Origin of the sequence: Nostoc sp. NMS9 (genome assembly GCF_017114995.1) — a bacterium.
Classification (GTDB): Bacteria; Cyanobacteriota; Cyanobacteriia; order Cyanobacteriales; family Nostocaceae; genus Nostoc.
This window is the reverse complement of sequence record NZ_JABXKL010000060.1, coordinates 21,284-42,865: the sequence shown is the minus strand read 5'-3', so window position 1 is coordinate 42,865 and position 21,582 is coordinate 21,284. Positions and strand designations below refer to the sequence as shown.

The following is a 21,582-nucleotide window of genomic DNA, read 5'->3' as shown; positions in this document are numbered from 1 at the left end:
AATTGACCACTTTCTACTGATTAAGGTGATTTCTGATTAAAAAAATACCTCTGTTGACGAGTTTTGACTTCTCTGCGAGACGCTACGCGAACACTCAACTCTCGATTGCTCAGTTGGTTGAGCGAAGTCGAAACCAACAGCTATGGTAAATTTATTATTAGAATTCACCTAAGAGCGCTTCTAACCAGTTCCTTAGCTTAAAGACTTATTCAGTAACGGCTCGATAAATCGGGGTAAAACTTCAAAATTCTGAAGACTGAATCTGCTATTTAAAGTTGCTACAACCTTATTTTCTATTTCTTAATACCCTGGTAAGCTAATCGTCATTCATTTTTCCAGACTGATTCGCTTGTAGTAAGGGCTTCAGCCCTGGTTTTATGCAACTTAAATGCTCATTAGCTTATCGAACTCTAGTACACCACAGCAGCCAAAACAGAGAATAAAAGTCTTTTGATTTTTGAGTTTTAAGTACTTCAGGTTGAAGCAAGTCAAGCATCGCGTCCTTGTTGAATCCCGTGTTTGCTCTCTTGGTAACTCACTAGTTCATTTATGGGCACTCCTGAAATACTGCTTTAAAAAAACAGCAATTTGCCTGATGATAAAAAAGGAAATTAATAGTAACAAATAATTCATTATTACTGTTAATAATTGTGTGAAACCCCTGTAATGGCAAAGCTTCAGTCAGTTTGAGTTGAACTCATAACCTTAGTTTAAGGTAACAAAATGGCAACCTTACATACTCCACACTTCCAATTAAACTCCGTAATTCCCACCTCATATACACATAACCTAGTCTTCATCGACACAGCAGTTGAAGACTATCAGAGTTTAATTAATGGTGTTGTCCCCAACACCGAAGTATTCATTATTGACCCGACACAGAACGGTGTTGAGCAAATTACGGAGATTTTGGCAACTCAAGCTGACCAGAATATTAACAGCATTCATATTGTTTGCCACGGTGCCCCAGGTAGCTTGCAACTGGGCAACATTCACTTGAAATTCGATACCCTCGAATTCCATAGCCAGCAACTGCAACAATGGCAGAAGATATTTTCCACCTCATCTAAAACCGCTAAATCATCTATAGCCAACTTACTCATCTATGGTTGCAACGTAGCTTCCGGTGATGTAGGGTCAGAATTTATTGGCAAACTGCACCAACTTACAGGAGCGAATATTGCTGCTTCGCGTCAGCTGATAGGCAGTGTGGCATTGGGCGGCAATTGGGATCTGGAAGTCCGCATCGGTGATATGGAACTGACTCTAGCGTTTTCAGAAACGACGCGGCAAGCTTACGCGGGAGTACTGGCAACCTTTACGGTAAATAGTACCGGGGACGCAGATGATGGCGATCCGAATAATGGTATCATTACACTGCGGGAGGCAGTTAACTTAGCTAATGCTACTGCTGGGGATGATGCGATCGCCTTTGGGGGAGTTTTTACTGATGCTACCCCTGATGTAATAACCCTCACCTCTGGAAAACTGACCATTACCGATGATGTGAGCATCTTGGGAACTGGCGCATCTCAGCTTACTGTGAGTGGTAATAATACTTCCAGAGTATTCGAGATATCGGGACTAGCGACAGGTGTTACTATTGATGGCCTGGCGATCGCTAGCGGCGGTATTCAAATCAATTCAAATTCCATCCTCAGCCTGACAGCAAGCAGTATTTCTGGCAATACAGAGGAAAGCGGCATCTCTAATAACGGCATCCTCAATCTAACGGGAAGTACTGTCTTTGGTAATACGAAAGGCGGAATCTATAACAGTGGCATCCTCAGCCTTACGGGAAGTCGTGTCTTTCGCAATACGGGTGACTTCGGCGGTGGCATCTATAATGACGGTTCCAACGCAAGGGTCGGTACTCTCAAGATAACGGCAAGTACTGTCTCGGGCAATACGGCAAACTACGGTGGCGGCATATACAATAAAGGCGGTACTCTCAACATAACTGCAAGTACTGTCTCTGGTAATACGGCAAACTATAACGGCGGTGGTGTCGTTAACGGAGATGATGGTGGCTATGGTGGCGGTTCAGCTACTCTAACTAACAGCACCATCTCTGGTAATACGGCGAATGATGAAGGTGGTGGCATCTATGATTCTGGCAGCTACTCAGGCGACAACCTCACTCTGATCAACACCACAATTATTAGCAACATAGCCGACTCAGATGGCAATGGTGTTGGCAACGGTGGGGGTGTTGCAAATTATGGTAGCCCCATGAACGTTACTAACACCATTATTGCAGGCAACTTTGACAATTCCACCTCCGGTGATATACACCCTGACGTGTCCGGTGGCGTCACTGACTTTGGCAATAATTTGATTGGCGATAATACTGGTAGTACTAACTTTACCACCAGCCCTCTCGTTGGCACAATCGCCAGCCCCATTGATCCAAAAATCGGGCCACTGCAAAATAACGGTGGGGCAACCTTTACTCATGCCTTACTTGCAGATAGCCCCGCTATTAATGCTGGCAATAATTCCCTAGTTCCTGCTGGTGTCAGCACCGATCAAAGGGGCGCTGGATTTGACAGGATATCCGGCGTTGCAATTGATATTGGTGCTTATGAAGTCCAGCCTACCATAATTACGCCACCTGATAATCCTGATCCCCTCGTACCCACCATCAGGATCATCGCAACTGATAACACTGCCGATGAAAACAGTGGCGATACTGGCACTTACCGCATCAGCCGCAGTAATAGCAGTGGGGCATTAACAGTAAACTTCTCTGCCAATGGTAATGCAAGTATTGCAGACTACAGCCTAAGCGTGCGTGGCAACCCTGTCAACGGCAACAGTATTGTGATTGCTGATGGGCAAAGCTATGTAGATATCACCCTGACACCTGTCAATGATATTCAGGCAGAAGCGGCAGAAAATCTTAACCTCAGCTTGGCAGCAGATTCAGCTTACCAAATCGATAATGTGGATTATACTGCCACAGTAGCGATCGCAGCCAATGATTTCGTAGTAACTAATACCAACGATTCTGGAGACGGGTCGTTGCGACAGGCTATCCTCAATGCCAATGCCTTTGCTGGGGCAGATACGATTACCTTTGCGGGCGTATTTAGTGATGCCACTCCTGATATCATTACCCTCACTTCTGGTAAATTGACGATTACCGATGATATTACCCTTTTGGGGACTGGGGCATCAAACCTCACCGTCAGTGGAAATAATGCCTCCGGTGTGTTTGAGATATCGGGGACAGGAACAGATGCCAACATTAATGGTTTGAAGATTGCTAATGCTAACGATCCCTTTGGCGGTATTTTGCTTAATAACAATACTAGCCTCAACTTGACGCAAAGCATTGTCTCTGATAATAGGGGGACGGTAGGCGGCATCTTTAACAAAGGCACTCTCAGCTTGACAAGAAGCACTGTCTCTAGTAATAGGGGGTCATCGTTAGGTGGAGGCATATTTAACAAAGGCAACCTCAGCCTCACTAACAGCATTGTCTCTGGCAATGGTGCGTCTACCAATTACTCCTCTGCCAGCGGTGGTGGCATATTTAATATAGGTACTCTCAGCCTGACAGGAAGCACTATCTCTGGTAATGGGGTTTCCGCCAGTGGTCAGTCTCGTTATGAACCTGACCCTTACCCTTCATACGGTGGTGGTATCTATAACTCTGGCAGTGTCAGCTTGAGTAATAGCACTATCTCTGGTAATTCAGCACTTTCTGGAGGCGGCATATCTAACTCAGGCATCCTTAACATTACCAACACTACTGTCTCTGGCAATAGGGCAAGTGGAGGGTACGGTGGCGGCATCTCTAACGAAGGTATCCTCAATCTGAACAGCACCACGATTACCAATAATACCGCAGAATACCTTTACAACTGGGGAAGCGGCACTGGTGGAGGTGTTTATGGTGGCAGGACTGTGATTGTTGCGAACACCATCATTGCAGGCAACTTCAACAACAGGGACATCTACGACGGCGACATCAACCCCGACGTTTCCGGCGACTTCACCGACGACGGTAATAACCTGATTGGAGATAACACTGGTAGCGCTGGTTTTACTACCAGCAGCATCGTTGGTAGCAGCGCCAACCCTATCGATCCCAAACTTAGTCCACTACAAAATAACGGTGGTGCAACCCTTACCCATGCCTTACTTGAAAATAGTCGCGCCATTAACGCTGGTAATAATGCCCTAATTCCAGCAGGTATCACCACTGACCAACGCAGCGTCGGATTTAACAGAGTATCTGAGGGTACAGTTGATATTGGTGCATTAGAGTTCAACGGTTTGATTGGAACCAGTGGCGCTGATAATTTAGTGGGCAACAACTACGCTGACATAATTGATGCTGAAGCCGGGAACGATATCATCACAGGTAATCAAGACAACGACCTCCTAACTGGTGGCGGTGGCAAAGATAAATTTGTTTACAATTTAGGTGACGGTGTTGATACCATCAGCGATTATGGTGAGTTAGGAAAAGGCTCAAATCCATCGGCAGCAATCAGTGGCGAATTGGATACACTCAAATTCCAAGGTACTGGATTGACTGCCCGAAATCTGCTACTCACCGAAAATAATAACAATCTGGAAATCACCTTTGAAGGGGTGGCTAATGACAAAGTTATTCTGCAAAACTTTGCCCTGGAAAACTTAGACAACCTTTTCAGCATCGGCAATATCCTATTTGATGGGCAAAGCAGCATTCGTGATAGCTTTGATGTCTTTAATGCCAACTCCACCCAAAACACCATCTTCAACAAAAACACAGTCACCTTTGCCAATGACCTGAACAATAATGTCAATGGCTTTGATAACTCAGATGATGTCATTAATGGTCAGGGGGGTGACGACCGCATCGATGGCAAGAGTGGCAACGACCTACTACGTGGTGGTGCAGGTAATGATACCCTCATTGGTGGTGCTGGCGATGATATCCTTGTAAGTGGTAGAGGTCAGGATAGCCTCATCGGAGGTGCTGGTAATGACATTCTCTTTGTTGGTGATTCTTATGATACCCTGACTGGCGGTAGTGGTAACGATCAGTTTGTCTACAAAAAATTTAGTAATTACAGTACAATTACTGACTTTAATCAAAGCCAGGATAAGTTAGTTCTTACTGACCTGCTTAAGATATGGGGCTACAGTGGCAGCAATCCCATCTTAGATGGCCACCTAAAGTTTGTACAATTGGGTACTTCGACAAAAGTCAATTACATTGGAGTTTATGACGATAACACCGTGGCGACTTTGAATAATTTCACTGCGACAAATCTGGTAGTTGGTAGTAACGTCCTCGTCTAGCTTTCAGATTTAGCATAATATGAGGTAAATACACTTGACAGTACCAAATTGCATAAATTCATAGTATTGAATTGACGAAAAGTGAGGACTAAAGTTCTCACTTCAAAATAAATTTTTTATCAAAATAGAATTCAGGAGTCAGGAGCCAGAATTCAGAATTGAATTCTCAACGAAAAAGCGGATAGCGCAGCGTTAGCGAGTCTTCTCCTAAGGGGAGACGCCAAGGGCGAACGAGCGTCTGAATAAATGGGTTTAAGACGCCCACTAAATCTTCTCTTTCAGAGACGCTGCGCGAACGATTTAGTGGTCTTCTCTACGAGACGCTTTGCGAACAATTAGTGGCGGGTCTGAATCCCCCACTAATTGATTCTGACTTCTGAATTCTGACTTCTGAATTCTTCTTCAATCTGGGCATTTTGCCAGACATCATAGTAAAACTCAATCAATACAAGTTTACGAACCTGAGAATTGTTTCCCTGAGAGCGGCGTGATGAAACAGCAGTTAGCAAAAACTTCCAAGACCGAGGAGAAAGTATAGATGGATCTATCATTGAAAGAAAACTCTTGAGATTTTTTTGCTTCAGTGCGACTAAAATCCAATGGAGTTTTAGGTAGTTTTTTATATCCTGAAAGACGGGAATCTTTGAGCGATGTTGCTCATTTACCAAAGCGTAAATTTTCTCTTTCATCAAAATATTTGTCGCCAACCGCCGAGACAAAGAAAACTTTTGATTATACGCACCCGGCCAGATAGTGCGGTAAGCAAGACACTGGTTGAAGAAAATAGCATCGCCAAACTGAGCAATCCGAATCCAGGAATCGATGTCATCACAGTTAGCATCAAGTGTGGAGTCCCAACCACCACTTTGTAGGAAAGCATCACGTCGACAAGCTACTTGTACAGGTGTGCCAAAGGGTACAAGCTCTAAAAGCATCCCGTAGTGAATATCGGCTTGTGGGATATAAAAAGCTAAACCGGGACCAACTTGGAGGGTGCGAGAGAGTTCAACTTCATTGCCATCCACCTGAGCCGCCACACAAGAGCAGATTACAGCATCGGGACGAAGTGCGATCGCCTTTGCCATCTCTTCTACGCAGTTAGGCGCTAAATAGTCGTCATCATCTAAGAACTTAATCCAATCGCCGCTAGCTTTGGCAACTCCAGCATTTACCGTTGCTGCATGACCTTGGTTCACTTCGTTACGATGGTAAACAATCTTGTCCCCTAAGCTTTTGAGATAGGTTTGGGTGTCATCAGAAGAACAATCGTCAGCAACAACCACCTCGCACTCGATTGTTTGGTTACGAGCCGAATCAATTGCTCTTTGCAGCAAATTCAAGCGATTATAGGTACTGATGACGATGCTAAATTTCATAAATTTTTCCTTTGTAGTACGGCATTTTGCAATATAGCTTTGATCTTTAGGCTGTTGTATTCAGTACAATTATCAATCCTAACAAGTAGACTGAAATAGGATTATCGATTTATCATTGATGATCGTGAGTTTTTTTTAAGCAGACAGAAAGACTATGAACGCTCAAGAGATTATCCGCTCCATTGAAGCGGAACAGATAAAATCGAATCTGCCCGACATTTATGTGGGCGACACTGTAAAAGTGGGAGTAAAAATCAAAGAAGGCGAAAAATACCGCGTGCAACCCTACGAGGGAGTTGTGATTGCCAAGCGCAATGGCGGCATCAACGAAACTATTACAGTCCGTAAGGTTTTTCAAGGCGTGGGCGTTGAGCGGGTATTTCTGTTGCATTCTCCCCGGATTGACAGCATTAAAGTGTTACGTCGTGGTAAAGTCCGCCGTGCTAAACTATATTATCTCCGCGATCGCGTAGGTAAGGCAACCCGAATCAAGCAACGGTTTGACCGCCCTTTGTAATTTTCGCCTTCAAAAATATGGGAGAAATCTCAAGCTTCAAGCGGCATCTGCCGCTGACTTGTTTTCCCAACAAAATTAAGGTATGATGTAAATCGCATATTGCGTTAAACTGTAATTTAGTTCAGCGCAATCACTGGTTCAAAAACAGCTTGTGCGCTCTTAGTTCAGTTGGTAGAACGCAGGTCTCCAAAACCTGATGTCGGGGGTTCAAGTCCTCCAGGGCGCGCTCAAGAGCAAAAAACAAAGCCCGAAATAATTACGCAGCTGCTAACATGGCAGTTAGCGCTAATAATTTCGGGTAAACTTATTGTATTTGCAGTTGTTTTGCTTCCAGTAAGTGAAATAGAGTCGAAACTGCAAAACGTAGATGACAATTAAGCAGGATCTAGTATTAAGAAACGGGGGATAAACGGTCGTGGCCAAAAAAAGCGAAGCAGAATTGCCAGAAACCGCAAATGGGTTTAGCTTTGGCAACTTCATACAGGGAACCAAAGAAGAACTTGAAAAAGTAGTTTGGCCCAGTCGGAAACAGATAGTGAGCGAATCCGCCGCTGTGTTGTTAATGGTGGCACTCTCCGCATCTTTGATATACTTGGTCGATGGATTGTTTCATTGGGCAGCAAAACAGGTGTTCTAATGAGTTTTGCAACAGATGAACCACGCAACTCAATGTTGCAGTCAGAAGAAACAGCAGAAGCAGCAGAAGCAGCAGAAGCAGCGTCAAAAGAAGCACGCTGGTATGCAGTACAAGTAGCCTCAGGCTGTGAAAAGCGTGTAAAGACTAACTTAGAGCAACGCATTCAAACTTTCGATGTCGCTGACAAAATTATCCAGGTAGAAATTCCGCAGACGCCAGCGGTGAAAATCCGTAAAGATGGCAGTCGCCAGCATACAGAAGAAAAAGTTTTTCCTGGCTATGTGTTGGTGCGGATGATGATGGATGATGATACCTGGCAGGTGGTACGCAACACCTCTCATGTAATTAACTTTGTCGGTTCAGAACAAAAACGTGGTAGCAGCAAGGGTCGCGGTCATGTCAACCCTATACCACTGAGTTCTTCAGAAGTTGAACGCATATTCAAACAAACCAGCGAACAAGAAGCTGTTGTCAAAATTGACATGGCTACTGGTGATAAAATAATGGTGCTTTCTGGTCCATTTAAAGACTTTGAAGGCGAGGTGATTGAAGTCTCTCCAGAGCGGAGTAAACTTAAAGCCTTGCTCTCAATTTTCGGCAGGGATACACCAGTAGAATTGGAATTTAATCAGGTAGAGAAACAGAGTTAAATACAAATGGCGAAGAAAGTAGTGGCGGTCATTAAACTGGCCCTGAATGCTGGAAAAGCCAACCCAGCACCGCCAGTTGGTCCAGCCTTGGGTCAACATGGTGTCAACATCATGATGTTTTGTAAAGAGTACAACGCCAAAACAGCAGACCAAGCTGGAATGGTGATACCTGTAGAAATTTCGGTTTTTGAAGACCGGAGTTTTACATTCGTACTCAAAACGCCACCCGCATCAGTGCTGATTCGGAAGGCGGCGAAAGTTGAAAAAGGCTCGAATGAACCCAACAAAAAGAAGGTTGGGTCAATTACCAAAGCACAATTGCAAGAAATAGCCCAAACGAAACTCCCCGACCTCAACGCCAACGATATCGACGCAGCAATGAAGATTGTGGCAGGAACGGCTAAAAATATGGGCGTAACAGTCACGGATTAGTCATTGGTCATTGGTTATTAGTAAAAAATCAACAAATGACAAATGACAAAGCACAAATAACTAAAAATTATCGGGGGAGAGGCGAGGCTTCGGAATTACCCCAGGAGAACAAATGCCAAAAATATCGCGTCGTTTGCAGGGTCTGCAAGCAAAAGTAGAAGAGAAAGATTATCATCCCCTAGAGGCTTTAGCCCTTCTCAAAGACACAGCAACAGCTAAATTTACCGAAGCTGCTGAAGCCCATATCCGGTTGGGAATTGACCCCAAGTATACAGACCAACAGTTGCGGACAACGGTAGCACTGCCCAAAGGTACAGGACAAATCGTCAGGGTGGCGGTGATAGCTAGAGGCGAAAAGGTAAACGAAGCCAGCAGTGCTGGTGCTGATTTAGTTGGGTCAGAAGAACTGATTGACGAAATCCAGAAAGGTAGACTGGATTTTGACAAGCTGATTGCCACACCCGATGTGATGCCACAGGTGGCAAAGCTGGGTAAGTTGCTTGGTCCGCGTGGTTTGATGCCATCGCCCAAGGGTGGAACCGTAACATTTGACTTAGCAGGTGCGATCGCAGAATTCAAAGCAGGTAAATTAGAATTCCGGGCCGATCGAACTGGTATTGTCCATGTTATGTTTGGTAAGACAACCTTCTCGCCTGAAGATTTGTTAGTCAACCTGAAGGCATTACAAGAGACAATTGACCGTAACCGTCCTTCAGGAGCTAAAGGTCGTTATTGGCGCACATTTTATGTGTCAGCCACTATGGGGCCATCAATTAAAGTTGATATCAGTGCCCTACGAGATTTGAAACTGAGCCAAGCAGGTTAATTTTTAGTCATTAGTCATTTGTAAAGGCAAAGGACAAATGACTAAGGACAAATGACAAAATTAAATAAGCAAAGCCGGAGACAGCAGGTGCTAATAACTTAAATATCCTGCCGAGGTTAAAACTCTAATTGTCAGAATTACCACCCACAAAGGTGTGATAACTATGGCGTCAAGAGTCTTACTACTCAACCCCGGCTAACTTAGCCGGGGTTTGTTGTTTGGGTTCAGGTTGAGAAAAAACACACAACTAGGGCACTTCCCCGATTGTTTTAAGGAGGTGAGATTGGAATGGGTAGAACACTAGAAAATAAAAAAGAAATAGTAGCTGACCTCAAAGAAACTTTGAGTGCGTCAACCCTGGCACTGGTAATTGACTATCAGGGGCTAACAGTTTCAGAAATCACAGATTTACGGCGGCGGTTGCGTCCCAGTGGCACTGTTTGTAAGGTGACGAAGAACACCTTAATGGGCATTGCCATCAAAGACGATGAAAAATGGCAGCCTTTGTCGGAATTGCTCAATGGTTCTTCCGCCTTTTTGCTGGTAAAAGAAGATTTTTCATCGGCAATTAAGGCGTACCAAGAATTCCAAAAAGTCACCAAGAAGACAGAACTTCGCGGTGGTGTACTGGAAGGTCGCCTACTCAAAGAACCTGATGTCAAGGTACTAGGAGACTTGCCATCTAAGGAACAACTCATCGCACAAATTGCTGGGGCTATCAATTCCTTGGCTACCAAGATTGCTGTGGGTATTAACGAAGTTCCTGGTTCACTGGCTCGTGCTTTGCAGGCTGTGGCTGACCAAGAGCAAAGTGGTGGTAGTACCGAAACTGCTGCTGTCCAAGATAGCAGCACCGAAAGCACTGCTGAAGCTGATAGTAGCACTGAAACTGCTGCTGAATAGACTTCGTGGTTCATCAGTCAAAAGTCAAAAGTCTATAGTTAAAGACTAATGACCCATGACAAATAAATAATCAAAATTACAGGAGTTATATCAATGTCTGCTGCAACCGATAACATTTTAGAACAACTAAAAACTCTTTCTTTGCTGGAAGCTTCTGAGTTAGTCAAGCAAATTGAAGAAGCTTTTGGTGTAAGTGCTGCTGCACCTGTTGGCGTAGCGTTTGCAGGCCCTGGTGCTGCTGCTGCTCCTGCTGAAGAAGCTGTTGAGCAAACTGAGTTTGAAGTCATTCTCGAATCCGTCCCCGCTGATAAGAAGATTGCCGTACTGAAGATTGTCCGGGAATTGACCGGTTTGGGTCTGAAAGAAGCTAAAGACTTGGTGGAAGCTGCGCCCAAGGCAGTTAAAGAAGGTATTGCTAAGGATGCTGCCGAAGATGCTAAAAAGCGCATCGAAGAAGCTGGCGGTAAGGTGACTGTTAAGTAGTCATAATTCTATTACCACTTTTTTATTAAGGAGCCTAAGTTAGGCTCCTTTTTTTATCGTAAAGTTTTTTGTTGCATATAAAAATACTATTAAGTATGACAACGCTAATTTGTCGTTAAAAGAACAAGGGTTACATTAAGTTGGGTTGATTTGCTTTCTTACCCATTGACGAAATGCCCTAAGCGTTGGACTTCTACCTAGAGTTCGGCTTTGTTCGACAAACCGGGGAATTTCTTCAACAATGGGCAAGTTGGGAAAAGTAGAACTAATTTCAGACTCAATGTATTTGCCATCCTGAAGAATATTAATTTGTAGCTTGCCATTTTCATATCGCCACAGTTCAGGAACTCGCAATGCTTCGTAAGCATCAAGTTGAGTTTTGGAAGTAACATCAACTTCAATTGCAAGGTCAGGTGGCGGGTCAACCCTCAAGTCTATTCGCTCTTTACCAATCATTTGAGCATGATTTTGAATGTAGAAAGAGTCATCAGGCTCTACACCAAAAGCCATATCTTCACGCTTAAAGGTGGTTGAGCCAAATGTTTCACAGTCAATCTCTAACTCTTCCAACAGAATTTTTACCAAATCCCCAATGATGACTTTGGCTTTCTTATGCTTTGGTAACGGCATTCTCATCTCCAAAGTTCCCTGGCTATAAGCCAATCGAGCTGCTCGATGGTCGCCAAGTTCTTCTAAAATCGCCTCAAATTCTTGCCAGCTAACATCGTGGAGTATTACTCTATGTCCCGGCGGAACACTTAATTGTCGTAATTGAAGTGTTACCATGATTCCTCACCTAATCGTACTTATATTTTACCTTCATCACATATTTAGTATTACCTTTACTCCCAATTGTTACGTCAACACCTTCTAGACCGTTTATACTCACTCCTGTAGCAACATCACGACTCATTTCAATCTCCATTTCGGAAACCTTTTGTTTACGACCTTCCTCAATTATTTTTCTTATATTTTCACTATCATCTTGTGAAAGATTGCCTGGTGAGTTTATTTTATTTACTAAGTTATTAAATAAGCTTATCAAAAAAGTATTTGGCCAGTAAAAAATATTGATTGCTATATCTAAGGCTCTAATTCCTGATTTAATCTCTATTATTTCAAGTTTTTTCTTCTTGTCGTTGTAAAAAACAAACATAATAAGTACACGAAAATTTACACTGCATGATGCTGTATTATAGTTTACCCAAATTACAATATAACTCTTGCTCTTGCACTCTTATTTGCGTCATTTATCCTAAATGGCAGTATTTGTACTGATTACTAGGATAGATTTTTTTAAATATAAATAGTAACATCAATTTCTATTTTGGTATTTATGAGTGTTCCTATGAAAAAGAAACAATTTTTTATTCTTTATGATTTGATAAATACAGAAAACCGCAATCAAGATTATAAGCAAATTGAAGAGGAGTTAAACAGGGTTGATGGTAATGTTCAGAAAGTTTTGAATAATGTATGGTGGATTAGTGTGTCGGAAGATGAGGATGTTGAAAGTCTACATAGGCAATTTCAAAAATTTTTTACTTGTGATGATAGGCTTATTATCGTAGAGTCTTCTGTTGCCTATGGAAATACTATTAAGAATCACAATCCTCATTTGTTGAATCGTATATACTTTTTGAGCGATTTGAGCAACACCAAAGATTGAGCGATCGCACCTTACTAGCAAATAATGTATAGCGTTAAATCTCACTATCATATAATTAAAATTGTATCGAGCAAAATTCGCAAGCAGATTTATATTAAACCACATCAAGAACATCTGCTAAAGGCGATCGCTCAAATAGTTGGTATAAGTGAAGCAGAGATTATTCGCCAAGCCATTGACCCGATCAAAAAATTTTAAGGCTTTGAGCTTTCTGTTTATGGCTGGATCATAATAGGCACTGCGCCTTTTTCAGAACCAATAATTACCAGCTTAGAATTATTAGATTGAGCCAGCTTTTCTGTAGCTTCAATTGCTCGTAATTGTAGCACTTGGTTGCTAAGTCCACCTGAGAGAATTTTTTGGGAATCAGCTATACCTCGCGCTTCAATAAGCTTTCGTTCTGCCTCTTGACGCTCTTTCTCTAAAACAAATTTCATCTGCTGATTTTCTTGCTCTGTCTTGAGTTTGTTTTGAATTGCAGCTTGTAGAGTATCAGGCATTTTGATGTTTCGTAAAAGAGCTTCCTCAACGATGAAACCCAAAGCCGGTATCTCTTGGGTGAGTTGTTGGTCAATTTTTTGGGCGATTTCTTGGCGTTTGGTAGAGTAAATAGCATTGGCTGGGTAGTTTGCTGTGATGGCGCGGACAGTAGAGCGGAATCTGGAAATTACCAGTTGTGTTTCATCAGTTCCAATTGTTTTATATACTGTAGCTGCCTTTTGCGGATCGAGCTTGTACTGAAGACTGATATCAAGATTTAGGCTCAAACCTTCTTGGGATGTTGCATCTACATTTTCCTTTATATCCTTAAGGCGAGTAGAAAAATTCAGCACCTTGCTAAAGGGGTTAAGCAAGTGGACACCAGGATTAAGAGTAGTTTCGGAAACTTCACCAAAGAAATTGACGACACCGACATTACCAGGTGGGACAATCACTAAAAGCCTAGAAAAAGAATTCAGTACTGCAATACTGCCAATCAATATCATAATTCCACGTATTGCTAAACGTCACCTTTCATCAGATATCCTACCTGTATTGAGATAGACGAGAATTGCAATTAGGCTAGTTACAAGAGAGACTATAAAGCCCATAAGTTTTGTGTGTGTAGTTAAGACGAATATACTTAATCACATAATTCCCAAACGCTTTTATAAAACTAATACGATTTCACACAAGTTAGAGATTTACAAATCCTTTTACAGATTAAAAAAGATTCCCGACTTTTTTCAGAAGTCAGGAATCTTAGCCTTGGAGCGATGCCTACGGTGGTCACTGAGCGCAGCCGAAGTGCAGGCAAAACCTACGCTACTCTACAATTAATTCAAAATTCAAAATTACTTGCCGTTGCCGTTACCACCATTGCCATTGCTGTGAATGACGCGTTCGGCAAGCTTTTCAGGCACTTCCTGGAGATGGTCGTATTCCCAGTGGAAGGAACCAACGCCGAGAGTGAGCGATCGCAGCTCTACAATAAAGTTTTGCATCTCTGCTTGTGGCAAGTATGCAGAGACATTATCCCAGCCTTGCCAATCGTTTCTCCCCTCATAGCCTAAAATTTGCCCCCGTCTACCACTCAATAGTTGCAGCACTTTGGAGGTAAATTCGCTTGGTGTGGTAACATCTACCCGCAAAATCGGTTCTAATAGGGTAGGTTCCGCTTGGGGTATCCCCGTTTGCATTGCTAATCGAGCAGCTTGCTTAAAGGCTTGTTCGGAACTATCAACGTTGTGATACGAACCATTAGTCAGAGTTACCGCCAAATCGACTATTGGGAAGCCCAAAGGCCCATGTGTGAGAAATTCCCGCACGCCCATTTCTACGCCAGGAATGTACTGTTTCGGAACCACGCCGCCGACAATGGTTTCATTAAAGTTGAAACCTGTACCGCGTGGTAAAGGCTTGATTTCGAGAAAAACATCACCAAACTGTCCGTGACCACCGCTTTGATGTTTGTAGCGCCCATGAACTGAAGCCACCGTTTTGCGGATGGTTTCTTTGTAAGGTACTTGCGGCAAGTGGGTTGTCATTGGCAAGTTATATTTACGGCGCAGTCTGTCTAGAGTGACTTGCAAATGAATCTCGCCTTGACCCCACAAGATAACTTCGTGGGTGTCGCCGTGTTGTTCCCAAGCAAGTGAAGAGTCTTCTTCTAACAACTTGGTAATGGCACTGCTGAGTTTAACTTCATCGTTGCGCTTTTCTGGTGTAATGGCGAGGGCATATACAGGTTCCAACTGTACAGCTTTGGGTAATTCCATCGCCGACTGCTGTTCTGTGGAGAGTGTATCGCCTGTCTTAATGCCTTCTAAACGGCTCAATGCGACAATTTCACCAGCACCAACTTCATTAACGAACTGCTGTTGTTGTCCCATGAGACGGTAAATTCCACCAGTGCGGATGCCATTGAGGACAATGCCATCAGTTAATTTGCCCTGCCAAACACGTACCAGAGAAAGTTTGCCACCTTGGGGAGTGTAGAAAGTTTTTAATACCTGTGCTAGAGGTTTATCACCTTTGATGTTTTTTAAACGACGTTCTGCTGTAGTTTCTGGTTCGGGGGCTTCTCGTAACAAGGCTTCTAATAAAGGTCTAACACCATAATCTTGTTCTGCCACACCAAAGAAAACGGGCACTACCAAATCTGCCCCTAATTCCATTTTTAAATCTTTGAGGATTTCTTCTTGGGATGGTTCAATGTCTTCTAAAAGTTCTTCGAGTAAATGGTCATCAAAATTTGCTAAGGCTTCGAGCATTTCTGCCCGTGCTGTATGTTCTTCTTCTTTTAAACTTTCGGGGAAAGGAATGGGGTCAGCAGGTGCGCCTGGATGATATTGATATGCCTGTTCGCTCACCATATCAATAAAGCCGGTAAGTTGTTCCCCATTCATGATGGGATATTGATGCGCTACCAGGGGACGGCTAGATACTGCTTTGAGGGCGTGTAACGTTTCCAAAACGTGAATATTTGCCCGATCCATTTTGTTGACGAAGACGAGGTGGGGAATTTCCCAATCGTCTAGGAATTTAAATAGAGGGGCAAGGGTGAGGACGCGATCGCGGATGGGTTCGCAAACTACAATTGCTGCATCCACTCCTATCAAAGCATTGTACGTTTCTTGGGCAAATTCTACGCTTCCCGGACAGTCAATAAAAGTGAAGCGAATGCCGTTATACTCAGTGCTAGCGGCGCTGACTTCTACACTCATGTGGCGATCGCGCGACTCGGCAGCACTATCTCCCACTGTATTGCTGTCCTTAATATTGCCTTTGCGGGAAATTGCCCCTGTGACAAATAACAAGCTTTCTAGTAAAGTGGTTTTTCCACTTAAATAAGGCCCGACAATTGCAACGTTCCGCGAACCCGATTTTACTTTTTCGTTCATAAAAACCTCCCTTGCGGTAATTCATTCATAACCGCATGATTCTGTATATATCAAGGGATAAAAAAATGGTTCTCTGGAGTCAAAATTACCCCTTCTTTAATTCGTTATTATCCTCCCTTTAATCGAAAGTTAAAAAAATTGTAGCCTGTCGTAAGATTTAGCTTAAGAAAAGTTAAGTATCACAAATTTTTATCCCGAATCAAAAACTTTTGTAAAAAACTTTTTATGAAGTAAATTTAACTGAAAGTGTTGCGAGTCAGAAAATCAATGAGATTATCATTCTTTAAATATCGCATAGCAGGGTTAGTAAGTTTGATGCTGGTTATGAGTATTTCCTCTCCCTCTCTTGCTCTATTTCCTCCTGTCGCCTCAAAGTTGGCACAATCTAATCCTAAAACTGCCGTAGACTGGTTAAACCAAGGCTTACAAGCAATTCAGGCGGGAAAGGTACAAGATGCGATCGCTGCCTTTAAACAAGCGGCTAAATTAGATCCGACATTAGCACCAGCACACTATAATTTAGGGTTAGCACTTAGACAAACGGGACAATTACAACCCTCTGCGGATGCATTTTATCGAGCGACGCAAGCCGATCCGAAATTTGCTCCAGCTTTTGCTAATTTAGGCGGAGCGTTATTAGAAGGCAATAATTTCAAGTTAGCTAACGATTATTTGCAACGCGCCTTAGAACTCGATCCCAAACTCGGATTTGCCCACTATAACCTGGGGTTAGCACGAGAGCAGCAACGAGATTGTGAGCGAGCGATCGCATCTTTTAAAAAAGCTGTAGAATATAGCAAAAATGCACCAGAACCTCCTTACCATATAGGGATGTGTTATCTCCAACAAGGTAAACTCGATCCAGCCAGAAGTGCATTTTATCAGGCATTAAAAATTAATCCTAAGTATCCAGAAGCTTACTACAATCTCGGCTCAATTTTTTTCCAACAAAGTAAATTACAAGAGGCATTAGAAGCTTTTAGAAAATCAGCCGAAGCTAACTCTAACTATCCCAACGCTTATTATGGTGCAGGGTTAGTTTTTATCCAGTTACAGCAATATGGCGATGCAGTACAAGTATTGCAATTTGCTAGAGATTTATACAATGCTCAAAAAAATCCCCAATGGGCGAAAAATGCCGAGCAATTGTTACAACAAGCACAAAATTTAAATTACCAACCTCGCTGAGGCGGAAAAACTTAATATTGCATAATATAAAACTATTGGGTTGACTCGCTGGTGTTGTCTGAACTCGTCCCGATTGGAAAAATGTACATGCAAAAGCGCCAGAAAAGTCGATTTTTATTTAGCGATCGCTGGCTCGATCGGCACTCAATTGTTCGCAACATGGAAGCCTTCCAAGACTTAATTGTGATTGTTTTGTGTTTGGGTTTGTTTGCCGTCATGCTGATGCAATTGTGGGGGTTATTTATCGCCATTATGCAGCAACTGGATTATAAACATGTGACTGCAAAAATACTATTTGTGTTGATTTTAGTCGAGTTATTTCGACTGTTAATGGTCTACTTGCAAGAACATAGTATCTCTGTGGGAGTGGCAGTTGAGGTAACAATTGTATCTCTACTGCGAGAAGTAGTAGTTCAAGGAGCGCTGGAAATTTCTTGGGTTAATACGCTTGCAATTTGTGGTTTATTGTTTGTTCTAGGCGGACTACTTGTGGTATGTGCTAAAACACCACACATGGATTGTATGAGCGCTAACACTAAGTTTTGTCCGGTTGTCTATAGAGGAGGTAGGGAACGGCAAAACGAGTTGGAATTACAGTATTCACGTCAATGTGATGAGAATCAACCGCTTGGATAAATTGTTATGAAAATGGGGAGTGAGGAGTGGAGAGTGGTGAAAAAGTATTTTCCTACTCTCCACTCTTTTGTGTGAGGCTGTATCAGGAAATTATTTTTGTAAGGTACTTCTGACGTATTGAAATATACTCTTTTTGGAAGATGAATCGCTCTTGAAGGGTGAGTATAACGTTAATTAGAAATCCTAAAAGAGGTTCAAGTAATGGCTACAAATACAGGTAACGGACAATCTCAAACAGCGATTAGCGACTTGGAGTATGATTTTGTCACCGTTTTGCAGAACAAGGCTGAAGCCGTTAAAGCTTACGATACCTACATCAAAGATGCAGAAAAAGTAGGTTCTCAACCTTGTGTAGAGTTGTTCCAAAAATTGCGGCAATCTGATATTGAACATGCACAAGAGATTCGCCAACATCTACAACAAGTGCTGCAACACGGTAAGATGTAATGCAGGTTTTAAGTTCGTAGGCGTAAGCCCGACGTAGACATCGCTTTTGGTTTAGCTAAAACAATAAAGAGGTGATGTCTACGACAGGATATTCGGCGTCGCACTTGCTGATTAAATTAGACGCAAGCACTGCCCACTATCAGATGACTAATTCTGGGCTGCTTGCTGTACTTGCGCCACCGTTAAATCGAGAGCCACCGCCACTTGCTCTACACTCAATCCCAATGCCAACAATCGGGGAATAGCTTCTAACTTAGCTTCCTGGCGACCTTCTTGGCGACCTTCTTGGCGACCTTCTTGGCGACCTTCTTCTAAGCCGTCTTCCTTGATTGATTGATACATCCGTGTTTTTTTGAATTCGTCGTCTATACCCAACATTTCTGCTAACTCCTCTCGGCTTAAGCGGGTGAATTTGTACAACAGAATAGTCTCTATCAATTCTACAATTTGCTTGGTGGTAGATTCATCTGCAAGTTGTTGTCTTGCTTGTAAAATCAATTCTCTACCTTTGTCAACGGCTGTCTCTTCTCTTTCGATAATTAATTTAACGATCGCAACTTGAAGTAAGTTCTCTGTCGAATCTAATTCATCTAGATAAATGCGTTGCACTTGTGAACTGTTTAGCAGCAATTGATATGGTAGCCGATCGTTTGGATCTAAACTTCGTTGCGGATAGATGACAACAGCACGCCAAAAATTGACTGATTCGTTTTGACGCAAGTAAAGGAAGATTTCGGCAAAGAAGCGTCTATAAAAATTTGAGTCTAATTGAAACTGAACTTCAACAAAGTAAAGTGGTTGGTTTGTAGTTTCACTTGTGGGGATGAATACCCCATCAATCCTAAAAGCAGTTTCTTTTAGCTCGACTGAAACAAATTGATATGCGTTGACATTAGCAGTCGTGTCGCCAATTATGGCAAAAAATATGCTAGGAAAAGCTTGAAATAAGCTATAAAATATTTTGTCAGTTTGCACCTAGATTTAGTCAAGCGAACATTGGATATTGAAAGTCTATCAAAAATAGTCTAGACTCGTCTGTTTCAGCATAAAAAAAGCAGATGGTTGCTCCCATCTGCTTTAATAAAAGATTCGTTATTTAATTTACATAGATACCAACTGATTCACTGGAGCAATCCCAGCCAAATCTAAAATTGGCGCGATCGCATCTTCCCGCTTCACCGCCATCATGTGAACCCCTTGACATAGTTGCCGTGCTATCTGCACTTGCTCGGCAGCAATTTTCATCCCTTCCTCAAAAGGGTCTTTGGCTTTTGCCAATCTATCAATAATATGTTGGGGAATATCTACACCCGGAACACATCTATTAATAAACTGGGCATTTTTTGCTGATTTCAACAGAAATATTCCTGCCAAAATTGGTTTTTTATAACCAGCAGCAATGGTATCCATAAACTTTTCTAGCCGCTCAAAATCAGTAATCAACTGACTTTGAAAAAACTGCGCTCCAGCTTCGATTTTGCGTTCAAATCGACTTTGCAAACCCGACCAACTTTTACATTGCGGATCTACTGCTGCACCAACAAATAAATCTAAGGCTCCATCAGTCAAGGGTTTTTCATTACAATCAACACCTTGATTCATCTTCCGAATCAGTTGCAGTAGTCGCACCGCTTCTAAGTCAAACACTGCTTTGGCATCTGGATGATCGCCTGCTTTTACTGCGTCGCCAGTTAAAGCTAAAATATTGCGGATACCTAAAGCATGAGCGCCCATCAAATCAGCTTGTAAACCGATACGGTTGCGATCGCGGCAAGCAATTTGACAAATCGGCTCTATGCCATTCTGTGACAAAATCACCGACGCCATTAACGAAGACATCCGTAACACAGCGCGGCTACCATCAGTAACGTTGACGGCATGAACTCTCCCCTTAAGAGTCGCCGCCATTTGAATCATGTGCGCTGGATCTCCCCCTTTTGGCGGTGCTACCTCGGCGGTAACTAGAAATTCACCTGCTTGTACAGCTCTACGAAAGTCATTTAAGCCTGTGGGGCTGTGGGTGTGATGCATAACATTAAGGTTTCAATTTATTAAATGGTATAACAAATCACACCTAAAGGTGAAAACTTATAGAGGAAGAGAGTAGCCTAAAGCCGTTTTGACTTGTGATAAAGTTTGATTTGCGATCGCTCTAGCTTTTTCCCCTCCATCCCGCAACACAGACTCCAAATAGCTTTTATCTGCCGTTATCGCCTGATATTTTTCTTGGATTGGTTTCAGGGACTCAATAATTGTGTCCGTCAACAATGGCTTGAATTGTCCCCAGCCCATATCCTGACACTCAGCTGCCACATCTTCCTTTTTTTGCCCAGACAGCAATGTATACAGCGTTAACAAATTATTACACTCTGGACGCGCTGGATCATCAAAAGTCAGCCCACGAATCGGATCGGTTTTACAACGCTTAATCTTGTATTGAATCTGTTCCGGTGAATCTAGCAAACTGATCCGGCTTAACTCCGAAGGGTCGGACTTCGACATTTTGCGTGTACCGTCCGCCAAACTCATCACCCTTGCCCCTTCCTTACGAATCAAAGGGTCTGGTAACTTCAAAACTGGTTGATCTGGTTTACCAAATTGGTGATTTAACCGAGCTGCAATATCCCGTGTCAATTCCAAGTGTTGCTTTTGGTCTTCACCCACTGGCACTTTATCAGCTTGGTAAAGCAAAATATCCGCTGCCATCAGCACAGGGTAATCCAATAAGCCTGCACTCACATTTTCTCCCTGCTTGACGGCCTTTTCTTTGAACTGGATCATATCTTGCAGCCAGTTTAGAGGTGTAATGCAGTTGAGCAACCAAGTGAGTTCGCTGTGGGCCGAAACGTGAGATTGTACAAAGATAGTAGAGTGATTTAAATCAAGACCACAAGCTAAATAGAGAGCAGCAAGAGTGTAGGTATCAGCTGCCAACTGTTTTGGGTCGTGTGGCACTGTAATCGCGTGTAAATCAGCCACAAAAAGGTAATTTTCGTATTCGCTCTGACCTTCTACCCAGTTGCGAATGGCTCCCAAGTAGTTACCTAGATGGTAATTGCCGGTTGGTTGAACTCCAGAAAGAACACGTTGCTTGCCCATAAATTCCAACTTAGTTATCTCAAATCCGCGCTATG

The 21,582-nt window shown here is 42.8% G+C and carries 20 protein-coding genes, 1 tRNA gene, 1 pseudogene and 1 other annotated feature; of the genes and pseudogenes, 14 read left to right on the top strand and 8 right to left on the bottom strand.

Going from position 1 to position 21,582, the window contains the following annotated elements; all coding sequences use genetic code 11:
• The first annotated feature begins 723 nt into the window (after positions 1–723).
• The gene (locus HWQ40_RS18130) at positions 724–5,301 is read left to right on the top strand and encodes a DUF4347 domain-containing protein (RefSeq protein ID WP_292780080.1); all 4,578 of its coding nucleotides are present in this window, start codon (positions 724–726) and stop codon (positions 5,299–5,301) included.
• 359 nt (positions 5,302–5,660) lie between these two features.
• Here HWQ40_RS18130 and HWQ40_RS18125 read toward each other — a convergent pair whose 3' ends face one another.
• Entirely contained in the window at positions 5,661–6,677 is a 1,017-nt protein-coding gene (locus HWQ40_RS18125) for a glycosyltransferase family 2 protein (RefSeq protein WP_292780078.1), read from the bottom strand.
• Between the two features lie 154 nt (positions 6,678–6,831).
• Here HWQ40_RS18125 and rplS point away from each other — a divergent pair, with 154 nt between their 5' ends.
• The 8 genes from rplS to rplL all read left to right on the top strand — a co-directional run bounded on the left by rplS (position 6,832) and on the right by rplL (position 11,125).
• Entirely contained in the window at positions 6,832–7,194 is a 363-nt protein-coding gene (rplS, locus tag HWQ40_RS18120) for a 50S ribosomal protein L19 (RefSeq protein WP_094348921.1), read from the top strand.
• Between the two features lie 153 nt (positions 7,195–7,347).
• Positions 7,348–7,420, top strand: a tRNA-Trp gene (locus HWQ40_RS18115).
• 189 nt (positions 7,421–7,609) lie between these two features.
• The gene (gene secE / locus HWQ40_RS18110) at positions 7,610–7,831 is read left to right on the top strand and encodes a preprotein translocase subunit SecE (RefSeq protein WP_292780076.1); all 222 of its coding nucleotides are present in this window, start codon (positions 7,610–7,612) and stop codon (positions 7,829–7,831) included.
• Positions 7,831–8,481 (top strand): transcription termination/antitermination protein NusG, encoded by a 651-nt coding sequence (gene nusG / locus HWQ40_RS18105; RefSeq protein WP_094348919.1) that lies wholly within the window; start codon positions 7,831–7,833, stop codon positions 8,479–8,481. The genes secE and nusG overlap by 1 nt, the downstream gene beginning before the upstream one ends.
• Before the next feature lie 6 nt (positions 8,482–8,487).
• Positions 8,488–8,913, top strand: a complete 426-nt coding sequence (gene rplK / locus HWQ40_RS18100; protein WP_094348918.1) for a 50S ribosomal protein L11 — start codon at positions 8,488–8,490, stop codon at positions 8,911–8,913.
• A gap of 112 nt (positions 8,914–9,025) precedes the next feature.
• Positions 9,026–9,739: a 50S ribosomal protein L1 gene (gene rplA / locus HWQ40_RS18095; protein WP_292780075.1), complete on the top strand. Its 714-nt coding sequence runs from the start codon at positions 9,026–9,028 to the stop codon at positions 9,737–9,739.
• A 56-nt stretch (positions 9,740–9,795) separates the two neighbouring features.
• Positions 9,796–9,964 (top strand) — a sequence feature (ribosomal protein L10 leader region).
• Positions 9,965–10,027: 63 nt separating this feature from the next.
• Entirely contained in the window at positions 10,028–10,642 is a 615-nt protein-coding gene (gene rplJ, locus HWQ40_RS18090) for a 50S ribosomal protein L10 (RefSeq protein ID WP_292780073.1), read from the top strand.
• A 93-nt stretch (positions 10,643–10,735) separates the two neighbouring features.
• Positions 10,736–11,125 carry a 50S ribosomal protein L7/L12 gene (gene rplL, locus HWQ40_RS18085; RefSeq protein WP_292734349.1) on the top strand — a complete coding sequence of 130 codons (390 nt, stop codon included), beginning with the start codon at positions 10,736–10,738 and terminating at the stop codon, positions 11,123–11,125.
• Between the two features lie 135 nt (positions 11,126–11,260).
• Here the strand turns inward: rplL and HWQ40_RS18080 are convergent, their stop codons facing one another.
• Positions 11,261–11,911, bottom strand: coding sequence for a Uma2 family endonuclease (locus tag HWQ40_RS18080; protein ID WP_292780071.1), 651 nt, complete (start codon positions 11,909–11,911; stop codon positions 11,261–11,263).
• Between the two features lie 10 nt (positions 11,912–11,921).
• Positions 11,922–12,281, bottom strand: a complete 360-nt coding sequence (locus HWQ40_RS18075) for a hypothetical protein (RefSeq protein ID WP_292780069.1) — start codon at positions 12,279–12,281, stop codon at positions 11,922–11,924.
• Between the two features lie 192 nt (positions 12,282–12,473).
• Between HWQ40_RS18075 and HWQ40_RS18070 the strand changes: the two genes are divergently transcribed.
• On the top strand, positions 12,474–12,794 hold the full coding sequence (locus HWQ40_RS18070; RefSeq protein WP_292780068.1) for a hypothetical protein: 321 nt from the start codon (positions 12,474–12,476) through the stop codon (positions 12,792–12,794).
• A gap of 24 nt (positions 12,795–12,818) precedes the next feature.
• Positions 12,819–12,992 (top strand): hypothetical protein, encoded by a 174-nt coding sequence (locus HWQ40_RS18065; protein WP_292780066.1) that lies wholly within the window; start codon positions 12,819–12,821, stop codon positions 12,990–12,992.
• Positions 12,993–13,009: 17 nt separating this feature from the next.
• Here the strand turns inward: HWQ40_RS18065 and HWQ40_RS18060 are convergent.
• Both HWQ40_RS18060 and HWQ40_RS18055 read right to left on the bottom strand, forming a co-directional pair.
• Positions 13,010–13,885, bottom strand: a pseudogene (locus tag HWQ40_RS18060) (prohibitin family protein).
• Positions 13,886–14,128: 243 nt separating this feature from the next.
• On the bottom strand, positions 14,129–16,177 hold the full coding sequence (locus HWQ40_RS18055; RefSeq protein WP_292780062.1) for an elongation factor G: 2,049 nt from the start codon (positions 16,175–16,177) through the stop codon (positions 14,129–14,131).
• Between the two features lie 267 nt (positions 16,178–16,444).
• Between HWQ40_RS18055 and HWQ40_RS18050 the strand changes: the two genes are divergently transcribed.
• The 3 genes from HWQ40_RS18050 (at position 16,445) to HWQ40_RS18040 (ending at position 18,448) form a co-directional block, all read left to right on the top strand.
• Positions 16,445–17,365 carry a tetratricopeptide repeat protein gene (locus HWQ40_RS18050; protein ID WP_292780060.1) on the top strand — a complete coding sequence of 307 codons (921 nt, stop codon included), beginning with the start codon at positions 16,445–16,447 and terminating at the stop codon, positions 17,363–17,365.
• Positions 17,366–17,446: 81 nt separating this feature from the next.
• The gene (locus HWQ40_RS18045; RefSeq protein ID WP_292780059.1) at positions 17,447–18,001 is read left to right on the top strand and encodes a phosphate-starvation-inducible PsiE family protein; all 555 of its coding nucleotides are present in this window, start codon (positions 17,447–17,449) and stop codon (positions 17,999–18,001) included.
• A gap of 201 nt (positions 18,002–18,202) precedes the next feature.
• Positions 18,203–18,448 (top strand): hypothetical protein, encoded by a 246-nt coding sequence (locus HWQ40_RS18040; RefSeq protein ID WP_229500796.1) that lies wholly within the window; start codon positions 18,203–18,205, stop codon positions 18,446–18,448.
• Positions 18,449–18,595: 147 nt separating this feature from the next.
• Here the strand turns inward: HWQ40_RS18040 and HWQ40_RS18035 are convergent, their stop codons facing one another.
• The 3 genes from HWQ40_RS18035 to trpS form a co-directional block, all read right to left on the bottom strand.
• Positions 18,596–19,423 carry an Rpn family recombination-promoting nuclease/putative transposase gene (locus tag HWQ40_RS18035; RefSeq protein ID WP_292780055.1) on the bottom strand — a complete coding sequence of 276 codons (828 nt, stop codon included), beginning with the start codon at positions 19,421–19,423 and terminating at the stop codon, positions 18,596–18,598.
• 126 nt (positions 19,424–19,549) lie between these two features.
• Positions 19,550–20,479: a methylenetetrahydrofolate reductase gene (locus HWQ40_RS18030; protein ID WP_292780054.1), complete on the bottom strand. Its 930-nt coding sequence runs from the start codon at positions 20,477–20,479 to the stop codon at positions 19,550–19,552.
• 57 nt (positions 20,480–20,536) lie between these two features.
• Positions 20,537–21,547, bottom strand: coding sequence for a tryptophan--tRNA ligase (gene trpS, locus HWQ40_RS18025; RefSeq protein WP_292780052.1), 1,011 nt, complete (start codon positions 21,545–21,547; stop codon positions 20,537–20,539).
• Positions 21,548–21,582 lie beyond the last annotated feature (35 nt).

Coding starts and splice junctions, on each gene's coding strand:
- trpS (WP_292780052.1), bottom strand. CDS start 21,547: ATGGGCAAGCAACGTGTTCTTTCTGGAGTTCAACCAACCGGCAATTAC.
- HWQ40_RS18065 (WP_292780066.1), top strand. CDS start 12,819: ATGTATAGCGTTAAATCTCACTATCATATAATTAAAATTGTATCGAGC.
- rplK (WP_094348918.1), top strand. CDS start 8,488: ATGGCGAAGAAAGTAGTGGCGGTCATTAAACTGGCCCTGAATGCTGGA.
- HWQ40_RS18030 (WP_292780054.1), bottom strand. CDS start 20,479: ATGCATCACACCCACAGCCCCACAGGCTTAAATGACTTTCGTAGAGCT.
- rplA (WP_292780075.1), top strand. CDS start 9,026: ATGCCAAAAATATCGCGTCGTTTGCAGGGTCTGCAAGCAAAAGTAGAA.
- HWQ40_RS18070 (WP_292780068.1), top strand. CDS start 12,474: ATGAAAAAGAAACAATTTTTTATTCTTTATGATTTGATAAATACAGAA.
- rplL (WP_292734349.1), top strand. CDS start 10,736: ATGTCTGCTGCAACCGATAACATTTTAGAACAACTAAAAACTCTTTCT.
- rplJ (WP_292780073.1), top strand. CDS start 10,028: ATGGGTAGAACACTAGAAAATAAAAAAGAAATAGTAGCTGACCTCAAA.
- HWQ40_RS18055 (WP_292780062.1), bottom strand. CDS start 16,177: ATGAACGAAAAAGTAAAATCGGGTTCGCGGAACGTTGCAATTGTCGGG.
- HWQ40_RS18125 (WP_292780078.1), bottom strand. CDS start 6,677: ATGAAATTTAGCATCGTCATCAGTACCTATAATCGCTTGAATTTGCTG.
- HWQ40_RS18040 (WP_229500796.1), top strand. CDS start 18,203: ATGGCTACAAATACAGGTAACGGACAATCTCAAACAGCGATTAGCGAC.
- HWQ40_RS18045 (WP_292780059.1), top strand. CDS start 17,447: ATGTACATGCAAAAGCGCCAGAAAAGTCGATTTTTATTTAGCGATCGC.
- nusG (WP_094348919.1), top strand. CDS start 7,831: ATGAGTTTTGCAACAGATGAACCACGCAACTCAATGTTGCAGTCAGAA.
- HWQ40_RS18130 (WP_292780080.1), top strand. CDS start 724: ATGGCAACCTTACATACTCCACACTTCCAATTAAACTCCGTAATTCCC.
- HWQ40_RS18050 (WP_292780060.1), top strand. CDS start 16,445: ATGAGATTATCATTCTTTAAATATCGCATAGCAGGGTTAGTAAGTTTG.
- rplS (WP_094348921.1), top strand. CDS start 6,832: ATGAACGCTCAAGAGATTATCCGCTCCATTGAAGCGGAACAGATAAAA.
- HWQ40_RS18080 (WP_292780071.1), bottom strand. CDS start 11,911: ATGGTAACACTTCAATTACGACAATTAAGTGTTCCGCCGGGACATAGA.
- HWQ40_RS18075 (WP_292780069.1), bottom strand. CDS start 12,281: ATGTTTGTTTTTTACAACGACAAGAAGAAAAAACTTGAAATAATAGAG.